Source organism: Paraburkholderia nemoris (genome assembly GCF_905221015.1).
GTDB classification, from domain to species: domain Bacteria; phylum Pseudomonadota; class Gammaproteobacteria; order Burkholderiales; family Burkholderiaceae; genus Paraburkholderia; species Paraburkholderia nemoris.
The window spans coordinates 55907-71511 of sequence record NZ_CAJNBO010000013.1 but is presented as its reverse complement, the minus strand read 5'-3'; the positions used below and the strand labels follow the sequence as shown (position 1 = coordinate 71511).

Here is a 15605-nt window from a genome sequence, read left to right as displayed (position 1 = left end):
CCTACGACGGCAGGGGCGGTAGGCTCACGGCAGCCGCATGTCGTCGAGGCAAAGGCAAAAACTTCAGGCTTCAACCAGTTCGCCCAACACCTCAGCACAAATCATTGCTGAAGCATTCGAAGGCGCCGGCCGTTCAGCCGGTTTGAACACCGCGTCGCCGCGGCGAATCTTGCGCCGAGTCACCGCGCACGTTCCCGACGTATGCGCCGAGCGCCGCCGCCAACGCTGCTCGCCGTAATGACAGCGCCCTGGTTCGACCCAGCGGATCACCAGCGTGGTGTCGGAGCGCTCGAGAATTTCGATGCGTACGCCATTGGTTCCGTCAAGGGGGATGGACTCTAAGGTCATCATCGTCGGCTCCGTATTGTGGAGTGCCGAATGTAGTCCCGCGCGCGGCGGATAGCCATTGTGCCGCGGTTGAAACAGTGTTCCCCAAACAGCAACAATGAAACTTGACATTCGGGCTTACCCGAACCGGCGGGCCTTTGCGGGCTATATGCGAGGTGAATTTGCGATAGCGTGGATTTTTGCAACGCAGTGTTGTACCCAGTGCGACGAGCATGCTGCCTGCGAGGGGCCCCGGTGCTTCCTTTAAGATGTGGTTATTGATGAGCAACCGTGCGACGCAAGTGTAGCGGGTTTGCATTTTTCTGGTCGTCACGCGCGCATATTCACAAGAACTCAAGAGCCCACATGATTTCACGCCCCCCCGTTGCGCCGTCCGAATCGCCGACACCGCCTGATTGCCTGAAAAAGCAGAAAGCGGCGTCACTCGTCCTGTATATCGCACTCGTATTGCTGGCGCTGTGGGTCGTGCGCGATTTCATTGCGGTGGCGGCCTGGGCGGGCGTGATTGCGATCGCGCTGTGGCCGCTGTTGCAAAAGGCGGAACGCTGCCGCTGGCTTGCTGGCCGCACGACGCTGATCGCCGCGGCGCTAACCGTTGCGATCGCATTGCTGGTGGTGCTGCCGGTGGGTGTCGGCATTGCCCAGGCGCTGCGCGAAGCCCATGACATGAATGAGTGGTTCAAGGCCGCGCAGGAAAACGGTATTCCGATGCCGGACGTCATCCAGCGCTTGCCGTTCGGCGTGCAGCAGATTTCAGCCTGGTGGCAGGCCAATCTCGCTCAGCCTCTGCGCGACTCGGCGGCAATGAAGGGGCTGCACAGCACCACGGTGATGACGCTCGGTCGCCACTTCGGTGCGCGCGCGGCACACGGTGTGATGGTGTTCGCCTTCATGCTCGTCACGCTGTTCGTGATCTTTCAGGCGGGGCCGCGTCTGTCCGGCTCGCTGATGAAAGGCGTGCGGCGCGGCTTCGGCGAGGACGGCGCGCAGTTGCTCGCGCGCATGGCCGCGGCAGTACGCGGCACGGTGTCAGGGCTCGTGGTGGTCGGGCTAGGCGAGGGTGTGCTGATGGGCGTCGCCTACTTCGTGACCGGCTTGCCGCACGTCGCGCTGCTCGCGCTCGTCACGGCGATTGCCGCGATGCTGCCGTTCTGCGCGCCGCTCACGTTCGGCCTTGCTGCCCTGTGGCTGTTCTCGCAAGGCTCGGTTGCCGCGGCCGTGGGGCTTGCGGTGTTCGGCTCGGTTGTGGTGTTCGTCGCCGAACATTTCGTGCGGCCGGTGCTGATCGGCAACTCGACGCGATTACCTTTCCTGCTTGTGCTATTCGGCATTCTCGGCGGGGCGGAGACGTTCGGTTTGCTTGGCCTCTTCATCGGGCCCGCGCTCATGACCGTGCTGGTGGTGCTGTGGACCGACCTCGTGCAATAGTTGCACGCACTTGGTGCGCGCAACTGTTTCACGCAATGTGCCGGCGCAATCAGGATTGCTGATTTGCCGGCTTACTCCTCCTGACTACTTGTCCTGATCGCGCGCCGGCTGTTTGACGCAGCCCAGCGTGTATTTCAGCGCGGCAGGCAGCAGCGCGCTCCAGACATCCCAGGTGTGGCCGCCGTCGATGATGCGCAGTGCCGCCGGGTTCCCCGCCAGCCGAAGATGTGTGTAAAGCGATGACGCGTCGGCCTGGATCGCGAGGTCGTCGTCGCCGGCGGCGATGAACATCGGCAGGCGATACGGCTGGCTCATGTACCGCTCCCATTGCGCCGGATAGTTGAGCGCATGCCAGACGTGCGGATCGAACTGCCGGTCGCCGAACACACCGACGCGGCGCGCCGCCGAAGCGAGCGGCGGCCCGTTCGCATAGATCGCGGGGCTTAGCAGGAGCGCGCCGCAAAACAGCTCGGGTTGGGTCATGGCGTAGCGCAACGCGCCGAAACCGCCCATCGAAACGCCGCCGATCATTCGCCCGCTACGCTGCGTCGCGACCGCGTAGCGCGTTTCGATCTCCGGCAGCAGATCGCCGAAGAACGCGGTTTCCATCTTCTCCTTGCGATCGACATACCAGTCCGTGCCGCCTTGCGGCATCACGATCGCGACCGGGGGCATCTCCTTGTGGTCGATCAGTGTGTCGGCGGTGGTTTGCAGGTGGCCTTGCGTGAGCCAGTCGTTGGCGTCACCGTTGTTGCCGTGCAGGAGGTAGAGCACGGGAATGCGTGCGGCGTCGTGGCGATAGCCGGTGGGCAGATAGATCGTGTAGGCCCAGTCACGGCCGAGCGCTTCGGAATGGAAGCTTCGGCTGATGACGGTGCTGGCGCTCGCCGGCGCGCCGACAGCGGCGCATAGCGCGAGGAGTGCGGAATGTAGGAATAGACGCATGTCAAAGTAAGAGGCCGCCGCGCAGGTCGCGCGCGGCCGTCATGCTATCAGGATCGGCAGTGAAAATTGGCTGGCCTCGCGGCGGCAGTTCGTCAGGCACGCAAGTGGGACGCAGCAGTCGGCAAACAGCAACACAGCCAAAGCGCGCGCGGCATGTGCACGCCGCTCGCTCAGGGCGACGTTCTGAGACGCAAGCTCCAGAGGTGCGTCGCGAAGCGCTTGAGCGGCTCAGATGCTCTCGCGACGGCGAACAGCGCGCCGACCGCGCATGCATCCGCTATCAGGCCGAGGGGATAGTTCAGATAGCCGTCAGTCGCCGCATACAGCACCGAATCGACGACCAGCGAAATCACGGCGCCCGCGATAAAGCACAGCAGCCCTTTGCGCCCGATCATGCCGACCCACGGCATCCATTGAGCGAGCTTCCTTGCCCAGCCGAGCTGGATCAGGTTCGCGACGAGCCAGGCAATCGCCAGAAAATTGACCGCGCGCAGATAGGAGAGGTTTTGCTTGAAGCTGGCATCGAGCGGCTCGCGTTCAATAAAAAGCTTGTAGTACGCCGCGGCGGCGACCACGGCGAACGCCAGCACGCTAACCAGCCAGCCGGCCCGATGCGCGCTGATCCGCTGATAAACCGGCTGGCAACGTGCCAGCACGCCGAGCACGAACAGCAACTGCCAGGCAAACGGGTTGAAATCCCAGTGCATGTCCGGCGCGGCGGGCAGGTAAGCGTCGATCGCCGGGGCGCCTGCCCACAGCGCGACGCTGCCGGCCAGCAGCAGCCACGGCTTGCTGCGCGCGAGCGGCAGGATCATCGGCACCAGCAGGGCGAAGAACGCGTACATCGGCAGCACGGAAGCGAGATACGGCTGACGGCGGAACAGGAGGATGTCGCGCAGGGCGGCCACGGGGGTGTCCATCAGATCGTCGAGATCGGTGGTCGCGAGATTCGGGCCGTCGATACTGAACGCGGTCAGCACCGCGCTGACCAGCAGCATCAAGCCGGCCGTGATGAGGAAGGCGCGATAGATTTCGAGCGAGCGCCGCAGGAAGCGGCTGCGCGCGGTCGCCTCGTTACGCCGTTCGGCGAGCGCCGCGTAGGCCGTCGCGGTGGCGAAGCCGCCGAGGAACACGAAGACTTCAGCCGCATCGCACAGCGCGTAGGCGTGCAGCGTGACGCGCGACAGAATGCTGCCGCCGATGTGATCGACGACGATGATCAGGAGGACCAGCCCGCGGAAAAAATCGAGCTCGATCAAGCGGGATTGCGACTTTTGCATTGTGTAGTGCCAAAAGCAGCCCCGTGCGACGGCGCGCTAGTTCAGCGCGGCAGGCGTCTCACAAAGCTTTTGAAATTGGATTAGGTGTTGCGGCGGGCGGCGGACCGGTGGATGCGCGACCCGCGGGGCGGTCATCCGTGTCGCCGCTTGAACCGGCCATGCGAGGCGCGGCTGCAGAGGCCAGTAAAAATGACCCGTTTGAGGGCGCAGAGTTCCGCTGCAGCGCCGCAAAAGCTTTCGATTATATTTCTTTCCATGACAAAACCGCTTCGAAACGTGCAAGCCTGCATGGCTGATGTGACGGTCAGCTTAAGTCCCGACGTTGTGGCGCCGTTTACCTGAATAAGCGTCCCGAAAAAAGGGGCTGCCCTAAGCAGTGGAGATTTCGCAACGTTTTGAGATATGCGCGCGACACCCGATGGACGGCGACGTAACGGCGTGTGAGGATTTCTTCAAAGCGCGTCGGGGTCGCTAAACGCCTCGAGAAGCGTCAATAAGAAAGCGGTCGGATCGAGTTGTCCCATTGCTCGAGCTCAGGGAGATCATCATGAACAAGCAAGTGTTCGCGCTGGCTGTCTCCACTGCTTTGTCCGCCGTTTCGTTAGCGATTTTCTCCCTGCCTGCTTTTGCCCAGACGAGCGTGACGCTGTACGGCGTGCTCGATGAAGGCATCAATTACACCAACAATGTCGGCCGCGGCCATGTCTATGAACTCGCAAGCGGCTATGCGCAAGGCAGCCGCTGGGGTTTGAAGGGCGCCGAGGAACTGGGCGGCGGCCTGAAGGCGATCTTCGAGCTCGAAAACGGCTTTGACGTCAGCTCCGGGCGGCTTAACCAGGGCGGCCGGATGTTCGGCCGCCAGGCGTTCGTCGGCCTGAGCTCGGAGCCATACGGCACCTTGACGTTCGGCCGCCAGTACGACTCGGTGGTCGACTATCTGGCGCAGACCACGGCCAACGGCAATTGGGCCGGCTCCCTGTTCTCGCACCCGTACGATAACGACAACACCGATAACTCGTTCCGCCTCGACAACAGCGTCAAGTACACCAGCCCGTCGATCTCGGGCTTCCAGTTCGGCGGCGTCTACAGCTTCAGCAACGACACCGGCTTCGCCAACAATCGCGCGTACAGTTTCGGCGGGCAGTACACCTATGGCGGACTGCTGGTGGCCGCGGCCTATCTGCAGGCCGACAACCCCGGCAACGGCTCAAACGGCGCGATCACCGCGAACGACGCCAGTTTCATCGCCGCCCGCATGCGCGTGTTCGGCGGCGGCATCACCTATACCTTCGGCCCGGCCACGGCGGGCTTTGTGTACACCAACTCGAACTATCTGGACCCGACCGGCAACGGCTATCTCGGCGTGACGCCGCTCGTGCCGCCGGGCGTGCTGTTGAACTCGCTCAAGTATCAGAACTTCGAGGTGAACGGCAAGTATCAGATTTCGCCGATGCTGTTCGTCGGCGCGCAGTACGTGTACACGATGGAAACCTACGACGCCTCGAGCGGCGGCGTGAAGCCGAAGATTCATTCGTTCGGCCTGATGGCGGACTACAACCTGTCCAAGCGCACCGATGTGTACATTCAGGGTGAATACCAGCAGGTGACCGGCGACCCCACCTATTCGATTCTGGATGATGCCTTCACGCCCGGCACGCAGTCGCCGTCATCGACGTCGAAGCAGGTCGTGGTGCGCGCGGCGATACGGCATAAGTTCTAGGAGATGGCAGGGCGTTCCGGCGATGGGCTGAATGATGACTGCAGAGCCCGCATGATGGATATCGGTTTTCCTTGTGACGGGAGATCAGTTCATCACGTAGTTCTGAATCAGAATCCCGGCTACCACGCCGGCGGGAATGCCGAAGGTTCTGCCGCGAATGGTCGCGGTTAGATCCTCATCGAGTATGAAGCTGCAGCGGCGCTCACGCCAGACCGTTTTATAGGCCAATGGCTTTGCATCGACGATAACGATCGAAATAAGCACGGTCAGGATGACCTGTTCCAAAGCATGCAGCTTCGCGATAAACGGCGAAAAGTCACCGGCATTGCACAGTAATACCATTACGACTGCAGCGACCACGGTGCCAAAAAAGAAACCACCCATGAATCTGTTCGCTGAATTAAGAGAATCCACTTAAACCTCAAATCATTCGCTGGCTTTATGAAGCTGACGAAGTAAAAAAATATCCTGACGGAAATGGCTTGCCCGGTTAAAGACTGGCCTCGCAATGGCCGCGAGGCAGGCTTTAAAAGGACCCGTAAGGATATTTTTTTGAGGTTCGTCGACATATCGTCCTTTTCCCAAAGTCGCGTGGGACTAGTCTGAAATGCCGCGGCTTGCGGCGAAGCAACGCTTACGCGCCGAACAGACTCAACTTTGCGTATTGCAACAGCATGATCGTCTTCCCGTCGACGATCTCGCCGCGCTCGACCATCGCCAGCGCGTCGTTCACCGGCAGCTCCAGCACCTCGATATCTTCACCCTCGTCGGCAATACCGCCGCCCGCGCCGACTTTCGCCACCGCATCGTATTCAGCGACGAAAAAGTGCAGCTTTTCCGTTACCGAACCCGGGCTCATGAAGGCTTCGAATACCTTGCGCACGTCGTGTACGCGGTAGCCGGTTTCCTCTTCGACTTCAGCGCGAATCCGTTCTTCGGGCGAGGCCGCCTCCAGCAGGCCCGCCGGCGCCTCGATCAGCATGCCGTGATGACCGTTGACGAACGCCGGCAGGCGGAATTGCCGCGTCAGCACCACCGTGCGGCGGCGCGGATCATATAGCAACAGGGTCGCGCCGTTACCGCGATCGTAGGTTTCGCGGCTCTGGCGCTGCCAGCTACCGTCCGCGCGTTGGTAGTCGAAGGTGGTTTTTTTCAGCACGTACCAGTCGTCCGATAGTACTTTCACGTCGACGATCCGCACCCGCCCGGCGATTTCGTTCATGGCTTTCATCCTGTTCCGTTGGGAAAGGCGGTCTGCACCGCATGCAATTTATGGTATCGTGCAGTATCGTGCAAAAACAAGAAATTTCGTGCAGATTGCCAAAATGCTTTCAGGACGCCAGCCGTGCTCACATCGCAAAGAAAACAGTTGATCCTTGAAGCGCTCAAGCGTGACGGCCAGGTGATCGCCAGGACTTTGAGCGTTGAGTTCGACGTCTCGGAGGACACGATCCGCCGCGATCTGCGCGAGCTCGCCGCCGAGGGGCAGCTTCAGCGCGTGCATGGCGGCGCCTTGCCGGCGTCGCCAGCGGCGGTGGATTTTGCCGGGCGCGAGCGCATCGAATCTGCGTCAAAAGCGGCGATCGGCCGGGCGGCGGCGGGCATGATCGCGCGCGGGCAGATTGCGCTCATCGACGGCGGCACGACGGCCGTGCAACTGGCGCGTCACTTGCCGCGTGACTTGCGGGCGACGATCGTCACGCACAGCCCGAGCATCGCCGTCGAACTGGCCGAGCACGCCGAGCTCGAGGTCATCATGATCGGTGGGCGCCTGTTCCGGCACTCAATGGTCAACGTGGGCGCGGCGGCTATCGAATCGCTCAGCCATATTCGCGCCGATTTCTATTTCATGGGCGTCACGGGTGTGCATCCGCAAGCGGGTCTTAGCACCGGTGATATGGAGGAGGCCTACGTGAAGCGCGCGCTCGCGGAGCATGCGGCGGAAACGGTGGTGCTGGCGTCGGCGGAAAAACTCAATGCGGCGTCGGCGTACAAGATCGCGGACGTGTCGGCGGCCGGCACAATCGTCGTCGAGCGGAACACGCCAGAGGTGCTGACCACGCCGTTCGAAGCATTGGGGATCACGATCCTGCGCGCTTAGTGTGCGTTTTAATAAGTACGTTTTAGTCAGGTACGGTCGCGACAAAATAGCGACCATCGCCGATTCGCATCAGATAACAAAAAGCGCAATAAACCCGCTGTTATAACGATTCATACCCAATTCGTTATTTGCGAGATAGCTGACAAAAAATGACGCACCGTGCGTCTAAACAGCGAGATAATCCCGGCCCTTGGCCCTCTGTAGGGCAGGGAAAAGGCAACTCACGGTAGTTCAAGGTCAATCAGATCGACTGCGGCAGCCGAAGTGATGGCTACTGCACGTCGCCGGTACGCCCGGGCTCAAGCAAGCGCCCGCGGTTCGAACACCTCCCTCGTGGTTATCGCCGTCCAGCGCAGGTTCGCCGCGCGCGAACACGTGCGTGGTCGCGCGCGAGATTTGACGTTTTCCACGGTCGTCCTGCTCACGAGTTGCCGCTGTGTTCACTAAAGGAGAAGTCCATGGGGAAACTCGACCTTTCGCGTCGTGGTTTTCTGAAGGCCAGCGTATTGGCGGGTGTGTCGGTGTATATCGCGCCGATGGGCAGCCGCGCATTTGCTGCGTTGTTCGAAGACAAAATTCTGACGCCAGTTCAGTGGAATGCCACTAATGGCCAGGCGAAATTCCGCATCGACGGTATCGCCAAAGTGACGGGTTCGAAAGTGTTCGCGCGCGACATCCGCGCCGCCGACATGCCGCATTGGCCGCAGCAGCAATCGCATGCTTTCATCCTGCGCACGACGCAGGCCGACCGCAGCTATGAAGGCTTCGACCTGTCGCTGCTCGGCGATGAACTGAAGCCCGACCGCGTGGTGACGGCGGCCGATCTGACGCGTGACGGCCTGATCTTCCCGGCCTTCTACGGCGACGACATGTTGCTGCCGCCGGGCAAGACGCCCGCGTATCTCGGCCAGGCGGTCGCGATCCTGATCTATCACGACTTCGCGCGCTTCCGCTTCGCAAAAGACAAGCTCAAGTTCCAGGATCAGATCATCCGTTACGGCGCGCCAACCGGGCCGCTCGAGCGCGATCCGTGGGGCACGTTCCGCTTCGTGCGAGTAGGCGGCAAGACGCCGTATGACGACGACGTTTTCTCCAGCCTGAAAGACGCACCGGTGTTCCCGAGCATGATGCGCAAGCACCAGCCGGTGTGGCCGGACGGCGTCGAACACGGGAAGCTCGACGAGCAGGGCATGTTCCATGCCGGTCAGATCCAGCAGGAGCTGGATCACCCGTCGGCGGACTGGCTCGTCATGGAGCGCGAGTACAACACGCAGTCGATCGACACGGCCGCGCTCGAACCCGACAACGCTAACTGCTGGTACGACGCGGCGACGCAATCGCTGCACATGGTCGTGCCGACCCAGGCGCCGTCCGAAGTCGCCGACAGCGCGGCCGGCATGGTCGCGAAGTGCGCGTTCCCGGTGAAGAACCTGTTCATTCACCCGTGCTACACGGTGGGCTACGGTTCGAAGGATCACTTCAACGTGCCGTTCTACGGCCTTGTCTGCGCGATGTATGCGAACGGCCGCCCGGTGCGTCTTGCGAACGATCGTTACGAGCAGTTCCAGACGTCGTTGAAACGCCATGCGTTCAAGATGAACTACCGGATCGCCGTCGATAGGAACACCGGTCTGATGCAATCGTTCAAGGCCGCGATGGAAGCGGACGGCGGCGGGCGTTGCAACTTCTCGCCGTCGGTGGCGATGGTCGGCGCGACGGCCGCTCAATCGATTTATTACTTCCCGAAGAACGATCTCTCGGCGGTGGCGATCGCCTCGCGCGCGATCGACGCTGGTTCGGCGCGCGGTTACGGCACGCTGCAAAGCATGGCCGCGACCGAGATGATGGTCGACGAAATCGCCGCGGAGCTGAAACTCGATCCGATCGACTTCCGCCTGAAAAACGCGCTGCGTTCGGGCATGAAGAACACCCAGGGCGCGGTGCCCGCCGGCGCGATTCGCGTTGACGAAGTGTTGCAGAAGGCGAAGGTTCATCCGCTGTGGGTGAATCGCGTGAAGCGTAAGGCCGAGTTCGAAGCCGCGCATCCGGGCAAGCGGTATGGCGTCGGTTTTGCGTGTGTGCAGAAGGACTTCGGCACGGGCGCGGAAACCTCGTTCGCCAAGGTCGAGTTCAGCGCCGACGGCAAGATCGGCCTGCAACACACGGCAGCCGAAATCGGTACCGGCATGTCGACCTCGCAGGCGATCGCGGTCGCGAAGTGGCTCGGCAAGCCGGCCACCGACGTGCATGTCGCGATCACCGATTGGCCCGATCTGCCGGTCGTCACGAGCGGCGATCCATACATGATGTCGCAAGCGGACCAGGACAAGCTGGCCGCGAATCCGCGCTGGTCGCCGGGTTATGCGTCGCCATCGAGCGCGACGAACTCGGCGTTCTATTTCACGCACAGCACGCGCGAAGCGGCACGCGTCGTCTTCGCGCACGGTTTGTGGCCGGCGGCGATGGCGATCTGGAGTCAGGGCGGCGGCGGTGGTCAAGCTGCGCCGTTGGTGGTACGCATGGAGGACGCGCGTTGGGTCGACGGCAAGCTGTCCGCGGCGGGACTCGAAGCGTTGCCGTTCGAACGGCTCGCGAAGACGGCGCACGAGTTGGGTCTGGTCACCGGCGCGACGGTACATGTGTTCAATCGCTGGCAATGGACCGAGTCGGACTTCGAGATCGACGGCAATGTCGAGCGTCTGCCGCTCGATGGGCTTGCGCTTCGATATGGCGACAACGCTTCGGCCGATAAAAAGAAACTGCAAACCACGCCGAACCATTACCGCGTGCTCGATCGTCAGCGCGTGTTCATTCCGCCGGTTCAGCGCAACAACGCGGCCGTGACGTATTACAGCGCGGTCGGCACGCTGGTCGAGCTGTCGGTGCATGAAGCGAGTGGCAAGGTGGACCTGCTCACCCATCACTCGATCATGGAGTGCGGCAATCAGCTCTCGCCGCAACTTGTGTCGGGCCAGCTGCAAGGCGGCCTTGCGATGGGCATCGGTCACGCATTGCACGAGTATCTGCCGCTCTACGAAGACGGTCCTGGCAACGGCACGTGGAACTTCAATCGTTACCACTTGCCGCGCGCGACGGATGTCGCCGTATGGACCCAGACCGGCGAAGTGCTGCCGCCGCTCACCGAAACCGATCTGCCGAAGGGCATCGCCGAAGTGGTGATGATTCCGGTGGTCGGCGCCATCGTGAACGGTATCGCGCACGCGATCGGGCATCGCTTTACCGACCTGCCGGTCACCCCGCAACGTATTCAGGAGGTGCTCGCATGACGGCCCCCACTCAAACTTCCGCTAATGCTGCGAGCGCCGCTGTTGCCTCGGGCTCTGTTTCTGGCGCTTCCGCTTCCATCGCAGTTTCTGCGGCCTCCGGTCCCGCGAGCGCTGCTGCCGCGCACACTGCTTCCGGTGCCTCGGGTGCCTCGGGTGCCTCGGGTGTTGCGGCCGGCGCGCCGGCCGCAACGGTGGTCGAGCGTCCGTTGACGCATTTCCGCACACTGCCGGTGTCGGTCAAGGTGAATGGCGAGATCGTCGGCCCGACCGACGTGCCTGCCGGTCTGATGATGATCGACTTCCTGCACGAGTATCTGCATCTGACCGGCTCGCGCCTCGGCTGCGGCCAGGGCATCTGCCACGCGTGCGTCGTGATCGTCGACAAGCCGGACGGCACCAGCGAAGAAGTGCGCACCTGCATCACGGGCGCGAATTTCTTTCATGGCAAAACCATCCGCACGATCGAAGGCCACGCAAAGCGCAACGAAGCAGGCGAGGTCGTCGAACTGTCGCCGATCCAGCAGAAATTTCTCGAGCACTTCAGTTTTCAGTGCGGCTACTGCACGCCCGGTTTCGTCAACGCTGCGACCGTGCTGATCGAACGTCTGAAGCGTCAGCCGATTGCCAAAGACAAGGTCGAGCAAACCATCACCGAGGCGTTGAACGACCATATCTGCCGCTGCACGGGCTACGTGCGCTACTACGAAGCCGTGAAGGAGGTTGTGATGACCATGCCTGGCCTCGTAAAGGACGCGGCATGATGACTCCCTCGATGAATGTGCTCCGCGCGTTGCTGTTGCTCGGCACGGCCGCTTTGCTAAGCGCTTGTGGCAAACAGGACGACTCCGCCTCGGCGATGCAGGCCGCCGCCGCAATGGGCCCGCAATCCACCGCGGCCGATCCGCTCGCACGCGGCCGTTACCTCGTGAAAGCCGCCGATTGCGCGGCCTGCCACACCACGTCGGATGGCGCGCCGTTCGCCGGTGGCGTGAAGCTGGCCTCGCCGTTCGGCACCTTCTACGGCACCAACATCACGCCGGACAAGGACCACGGCATCGGCAACTGGAGCGCGGACGATCTCTACAAGGCGCTGCACGACGGCGTCACACCGACGAAGCAGTTGTATCCGGCCATGCCGTACACGTCCTACCGCCAACTGTCGCGCGCGGATAGCGATGCGATCTACGCGTACCTGATGGCGCAGAAGCCGGCGGCCGTGGCGAACCACGAGCCCGAGTTGTCGTTCCCGTTCAACATGCGTTTTGGCGTGCGTTTCTGGGACTGGGTGTTCCTGAAGGACACGTTGCCGAATGCATCTAACGGGCAGTCCGCAGACTGGAATCGCGGGCGCTATCTGGCGAGTGCGCTCGGTCATTGCGCCGAATGTCATACGCCGCGCGGCAAGTTCGGCCAACTCGACGGCGCCAAGCCGCTGACGGGCGCGGCGCTCGGCAGGATCGCCGCGCCGGACATCACGCCGCATGGTTTGGCCGCACGTGGCTGGACCGCCGCGGACCTGCAGACGTTCTTCGCCACGGGCATCGCGCCGCAAGGCTCGGCTTTCGGCGAGATGTATCCGGTCGTGCATCTGAGCAGTCAGTACATGACGCATGACGATCTGCGCGCGATGTCGACCTATCTGCTTGGTGACCAGGCGCCGGCGCCGCAACCTTTGCAATCGGTCTCCGCCGATGCCGCGCAACTCGAGGCCGGGCGCAATGTGTATCTCGCCATGTGTGCGGGCTGTCACGGGCTGAGCGGCGAGGGCAAGCCGCACGTCGCGGTGCCGATGCACGGCAACTCGACAGTGCGTCAAAGCGATGCGCACAACCTGATCGTGGCGATGCTCGACGGCATCGGCGCGCAGGATTTCCCGGGTCTCGAGCGGATGCAGGAGATGCCGGGCTTCGCCACGCAACTCAGCGACACGGAACTCGCGCAGCTCGCGAATTATCTGCGCGCGACGTATGGCGGCCAACCCGCCGACGTGACGGCCGATGCGGTAAAGGCGTTGCGTTGAAGCATGGCATGCGTTGGGCGCTGGAAATAAAGCGCTAATCGTTATGTAAGAAAAAGCCGGTGCCCACAAGGCCACCGGCTTTTTTTATGTGCTGGCCGGAGTGCCACCGGGCCACCCGGCCAATGATTGACGTCTTTCACGTCGATCCTCGTGTCTCCTGCGAATGGCGCGCAATGAACTCACACGTAATGGTCTGCTCAAACGGTATCGCGCCGTTGCCTTCCGGCGGCGCGCCGTACGTTTTGCCGTAGACCGTTCCGATGTCCTTCACGGAGACTTCATGAGCAATCTCGCAACGCAGATTCTTCCTCATCATAGTGACCCTCATTCGGTCGGCGCGCCGCTGGCTTGCGTACAGGGTACGATCAGCAAGGTGTTCCTCAACCCGGAATTTCACCACACCGCCGAACATCAGCAATTCGTCATCAAGATCGACAGTGTCGTGAAGTTCGAAGGCGGCACGCAGAACCTGGTGGGTACCGAAGTATTCGTTGCCGTGCGCTACGGCGACAGCGAAGGGCTCGCGCAGGAAATTCCCGGTCTGCAGGTCGGCCAGCCAATCGAGGCGCAAGGCGAATACATCGCCCAGGCCAGCGCCTATCCCACCGCCGATAACAACAACCCGGTTCTGCCGGTGCTGCACTTTACGCATCATCCGGTCGGCTTCGTGCTGTATCAAGGTCACACTTACAGCTAGGTCAGGCCAGTCGCTGCGAGCTGGGCGGTGCCCGCCTGTCCGTCCGCTCGCCTGCGCATCCCCCGCCTTCGCTTCTCATCCCGCATACCGGTAATTCAAGTTTTTTCAGCGTTTTGCCGATAAGCAGGCGTTATCGTCCGGTCGCCGGCCGGCGCGGCCGTTTACGGGTCTTCGCGATCATGCGCGTTGAGACGCGAGGCCGACACCGCGGGTGAGGCGCAGACGGGCCTGACGTGCCGGCTGATGCCGCCAGGGCGGCGGTAAGCGCATCAGCACGGACCCGCACGGAGTAGCGGAGGCTCGAGGAAATGCGGCGCCGGACTGGTTGCGGATGCAACCGTATCTGCAACACCGTGCGTAAGGTTTGTATCTGTTTGTGTGGACCGGGACGTTTTTTACAAAACGCACTTTACAATTCCGCGTGAATTTTAATCGGCAATCTGGCCCTTTTCGCGGAAGATCGGCTGTTTTCAGGCGTCGGGGCATCCGGCATCCGAAGATCCGGCGTCTGCGCATTGAGCATCTGGGCATCCAGTAAGGCGAAAGGGATTGGGTTGTACGGCAGGGCACGGGTGAGCGCCGCACGAGGCGGCCTCGCTGTGTCGCGGCAGAAAGCAGCGCTTCGTCAGAATGCGCGCATCGCATGCGACAGGGCAGCATCCGGCTCGCCAATAAAAAGCAGGAGTCGAACATGTTGGGAAAGCGTTTCGACAGAACAATGATGGCCAGTCTGGCTGGCGTATGGGTCGCGCTGGCGGTCAGCGGTTGTGCGAATGTGGGACAGCAGGATGCGCAAACTGGCGCGGCATCGGCCGCGTCGGCTGCGTCCGGTGTGCCGGCTGCGGCTGCCGTGCCGGCTTCCGGTGCGCTCGCAGGTTCGTCGGTCCAGTTAGCCGCCGACGACGGCACGCCGCTTAAGAGGTCGCCGCCGTTGGTGTATCGCGTCAAGCGTGGCGACACGTTGGCGCGCATCGCGCAACATCATCATTGCAGTGTCAGGCAGTTACAGGCGTGGAACGGGCTCAAACCGTCCTCGCGATTGAAGCTTGGGCAGGTGTTGCACGTCGCTTCGCCGGAAACGGTGCGGGCAGCCAATGCGGCAGCCGCCGCTGCGAAGGCTGCGGCGGCGTCCGCGCCGGCTGTTCCGCTTGCCGCGCAGCAGGCGCCGGCGGCAACTACCTCGCAGGCAACGGCGCAGTCTGCCACGCCATCTCCCGCGGCAAGCGCCGCCGAGGCACGCGAAGTCGCGCAGCAAACTTCGCGGCATGCGAACGGCGTGTCGTTGGCATGGCCTGCAGGTGGCCGTGTAGTCGAAGCATTCCAGCCGGGCGAAACGCGCGGCATCGAGATCGGCGGTAAGGTCGGCGATCCGGTGCGGGCCGCGGCCGACGGCAAGGTGATGTACGCCGGCACCGGTTTGAACGGCTACGGCAGCCTGATCATCGTCCAGCACAACAAGGACTTTTTGACCGCGTACTCGCATAACCGCAAGCTACTGGTCAAAATCGGCGACATCGTGCGGCAAGGCCAGCAGATTGCCGAGATGGGCGATGAGAACAACTCGCGCGTCTCGGTCGGCTTCGAGTTGCGCCGCGACGGCAAGCCGATCGATCCGATGCCGTATTTGCCGCAAGGCCGCGGCTAGGCGCGACTAGGCACTAGCCGGCGAGTTCTCGCCAACAGCAAACAAGCAGCGATCCCGGTCAGTCATTTGCCGGGATCGCTGCTTCGTCACATCCTTGCATTCGGATCCTCTGGGCCCTCCAGGTCCGCTCCCAG

The 15605-nt window shown here is 62.3% G+C and carries 14 protein-coding genes; 8 read left to right on the top strand and 6 right to left on the bottom strand.

All coding sequences use genetic code 11. The features are described 5' to 3' along the window. Positions 1-63 precede the first annotated feature (63 nt). Positions 64-348: a DUF3331 domain-containing protein gene (locus KHO33_RS21000; protein ID WP_028197253.1), complete on the bottom strand. Its 285-nt coding sequence runs from the start codon at positions 346-348 to the stop codon at positions 64-66. Positions 349-693: 345 nt separating this feature from the next. Here KHO33_RS21000 and KHO33_RS20995 point away from each other — a divergent pair, with 345 nt between their 5' ends. Next, positions 694-1776, top strand: a complete 1083-nt coding sequence (locus KHO33_RS20995; RefSeq protein WP_200565948.1) for an AI-2E family transporter — start codon at positions 694-696, stop codon at positions 1774-1776. Between the two features lie 84 nt (positions 1777-1860). Here KHO33_RS20995 and KHO33_RS20990 read toward each other — a convergent pair whose 3' ends face one another. Together KHO33_RS20990 and KHO33_RS20985 are read right to left on the bottom strand one after the other, a co-directional pair. Continuing rightward, positions 1861-2721 (bottom strand): alpha/beta hydrolase, encoded by an 861-nt coding sequence (locus KHO33_RS20990; RefSeq protein WP_054036536.1) that lies wholly within the window; start codon positions 2719-2721, stop codon positions 1861-1863. A 170-nt stretch (positions 2722-2891) separates the two neighbouring features. Then, complete coding sequence (locus KHO33_RS20985; RefSeq protein ID WP_054036433.1) at positions 2892-4001, bottom strand: OpgC domain-containing protein; 1110 nt, start codon at positions 3999-4001, stop codon at positions 2892-2894. 547 nt (positions 4002-4548) lie between these two features. Here KHO33_RS20985 and KHO33_RS20980 point away from each other — a divergent pair. Beyond that, positions 4549-5721 (top strand): porin, encoded by a 1173-nt coding sequence (locus KHO33_RS20980; protein ID WP_200565947.1) that lies wholly within the window; start codon positions 4549-4551, stop codon positions 5719-5721. An 84-nt stretch (positions 5722-5805) separates the two neighbouring features. Here KHO33_RS20980 and KHO33_RS20975 read toward each other — a convergent pair whose 3' ends face one another. Then, the gene (locus tag KHO33_RS20975; protein WP_234476893.1) at positions 5806-6105 is read right to left on the bottom strand and encodes a hypothetical protein; all 300 of its coding nucleotides are present in this window, start codon (positions 6103-6105) and stop codon (positions 5806-5808) included. Between the two features lie 250 nt (positions 6106-6355). Next, positions 6356-6943, bottom strand: a complete 588-nt coding sequence (locus tag KHO33_RS20970) for an NUDIX domain-containing protein (protein WP_200565946.1) — start codon at positions 6941-6943, stop codon at positions 6356-6358. Positions 6944-7066: 123 nt separating this feature from the next. Between KHO33_RS20970 and KHO33_RS20965 the strand changes: the two genes are divergently transcribed. From KHO33_RS20965 to KHO33_RS20950, 4 genes are all read left to right on the top strand, one after another. After that, on the top strand, positions 7067-7822 hold the full coding sequence (locus KHO33_RS20965; protein ID WP_200565945.1) for a DeoR/GlpR family DNA-binding transcription regulator: 756 nt from the start codon (positions 7067-7069) through the stop codon (positions 7820-7822). 458 nt (positions 7823-8280) lie between these two features. Next, complete coding sequence (locus KHO33_RS20960) at positions 8281-11109, top strand: xanthine dehydrogenase family protein molybdopterin-binding subunit (RefSeq protein ID WP_200565944.1); 2829 nt, start codon at positions 8281-8283, stop codon at positions 11107-11109. Further along, positions 11106-11870, top strand: a complete 765-nt coding sequence (locus KHO33_RS20955; protein ID WP_200565943.1) for a (2Fe-2S)-binding protein — start codon at positions 11106-11108, stop codon at positions 11868-11870. Before KHO33_RS20960 ends, KHO33_RS20955 begins: the two co-directional genes overlap by 4 nt. Continuing rightward, on the top strand, positions 11867-13129 hold the full coding sequence (locus KHO33_RS20950; RefSeq protein ID WP_234480659.1) for a cytochrome c: 1263 nt from the start codon (positions 11867-11869) through the stop codon (positions 13127-13129). The genes KHO33_RS20955 and KHO33_RS20950 overlap by 4 nt, the downstream gene beginning before the upstream one ends. Positions 13130-13265: 136 nt before the next feature. On the opposite strand, the gene KHO33_RS42630 is transcribed toward KHO33_RS20950, so the two are convergent. Continuing rightward, positions 13266-13400 (bottom strand): hypothetical protein, encoded by a 135-nt coding sequence (locus KHO33_RS42630; RefSeq protein ID WP_267914199.1) that lies wholly within the window; start codon positions 13398-13400, stop codon positions 13266-13268. A gap of 9 nt (positions 13401-13409) precedes the next feature. Here KHO33_RS42630 and KHO33_RS20945 point away from each other — a divergent pair, with 9 nt between their 5' ends. Together KHO33_RS20945 and KHO33_RS20940 are read left to right on the top strand one after the other, a co-directional pair. Further along, the gene (locus KHO33_RS20945; RefSeq protein WP_054036427.1) at positions 13410-13826 is read left to right on the top strand and encodes a hypothetical protein; all 417 of its coding nucleotides are present in this window, start codon (positions 13410-13412) and stop codon (positions 13824-13826) included. A 691-nt stretch (positions 13827-14517) separates the two neighbouring features. After that, entirely contained in the window at positions 14518-15471 is a 954-nt protein-coding gene (locus tag KHO33_RS20940) for a peptidoglycan DD-metalloendopeptidase family protein (protein WP_200565942.1), read from the top strand. The last annotated feature ends 134 nt before the right edge of the window (positions 15472-15605 follow it).

Excerpts from the sequence above, each read along its gene's own strand:
- KHO33_RS20955 (WP_200565943.1), top strand. The coding sequence starts at position 11,106 with ATGACGGCCCCCACTCAAACTTCCGCTAATGCTGCGAGCGCCGCTGTT.
- KHO33_RS20950 (WP_234480659.1), top strand. The coding sequence starts at position 11,867 with ATGATGACTCCCTCGATGAATGTGCTCCGCGCGTTGCTGTTGCTCGGC.
- KHO33_RS20945 (WP_054036427.1), top strand. The coding sequence starts at position 13,410 with ATGAGCAATCTCGCAACGCAGATTCTTCCTCATCATAGTGACCCTCAT.
- KHO33_RS21000 (WP_028197253.1), bottom strand. The coding sequence starts at position 348 with ATGACCTTAGAGTCCATCCCCCTTGACGGAACCAATGGCGTACGCATC.
- KHO33_RS20995 (WP_200565948.1), top strand. The coding sequence starts at position 694 with ATGATTTCACGCCCCCCCGTTGCGCCGTCCGAATCGCCGACACCGCCT.
- KHO33_RS20985 (WP_054036433.1), bottom strand. The coding sequence starts at position 4,001 with ATGCAAAAGTCGCAATCCCGCTTGATCGAGCTCGATTTTTTCCGCGGG.
- KHO33_RS20970 (WP_200565946.1), bottom strand. The coding sequence starts at position 6,943 with ATGAACGAAATCGCCGGGCGGGTGCGGATCGTCGACGTGAAAGTACTA.
- KHO33_RS20975 (WP_234476893.1), bottom strand. The coding sequence starts at position 6,105 with ATGGGTGGTTTCTTTTTTGGCACCGTGGTCGCTGCAGTCGTAATGGTA.
- KHO33_RS20940 (WP_200565942.1), top strand. The coding sequence starts at position 14,518 with ATGTTGGGAAAGCGTTTCGACAGAACAATGATGGCCAGTCTGGCTGGC.
- KHO33_RS20990 (WP_054036536.1), bottom strand. The coding sequence starts at position 2,721 with ATGCGTCTATTCCTACATTCCGCACTCCTCGCGCTATGCGCCGCTGTC.
- KHO33_RS20980 (WP_200565947.1), top strand. The coding sequence starts at position 4,549 with ATGAACAAGCAAGTGTTCGCGCTGGCTGTCTCCACTGCTTTGTCCGCC.
- KHO33_RS20960 (WP_200565944.1), top strand. The coding sequence starts at position 8,281 with ATGGGGAAACTCGACCTTTCGCGTCGTGGTTTTCTGAAGGCCAGCGTA.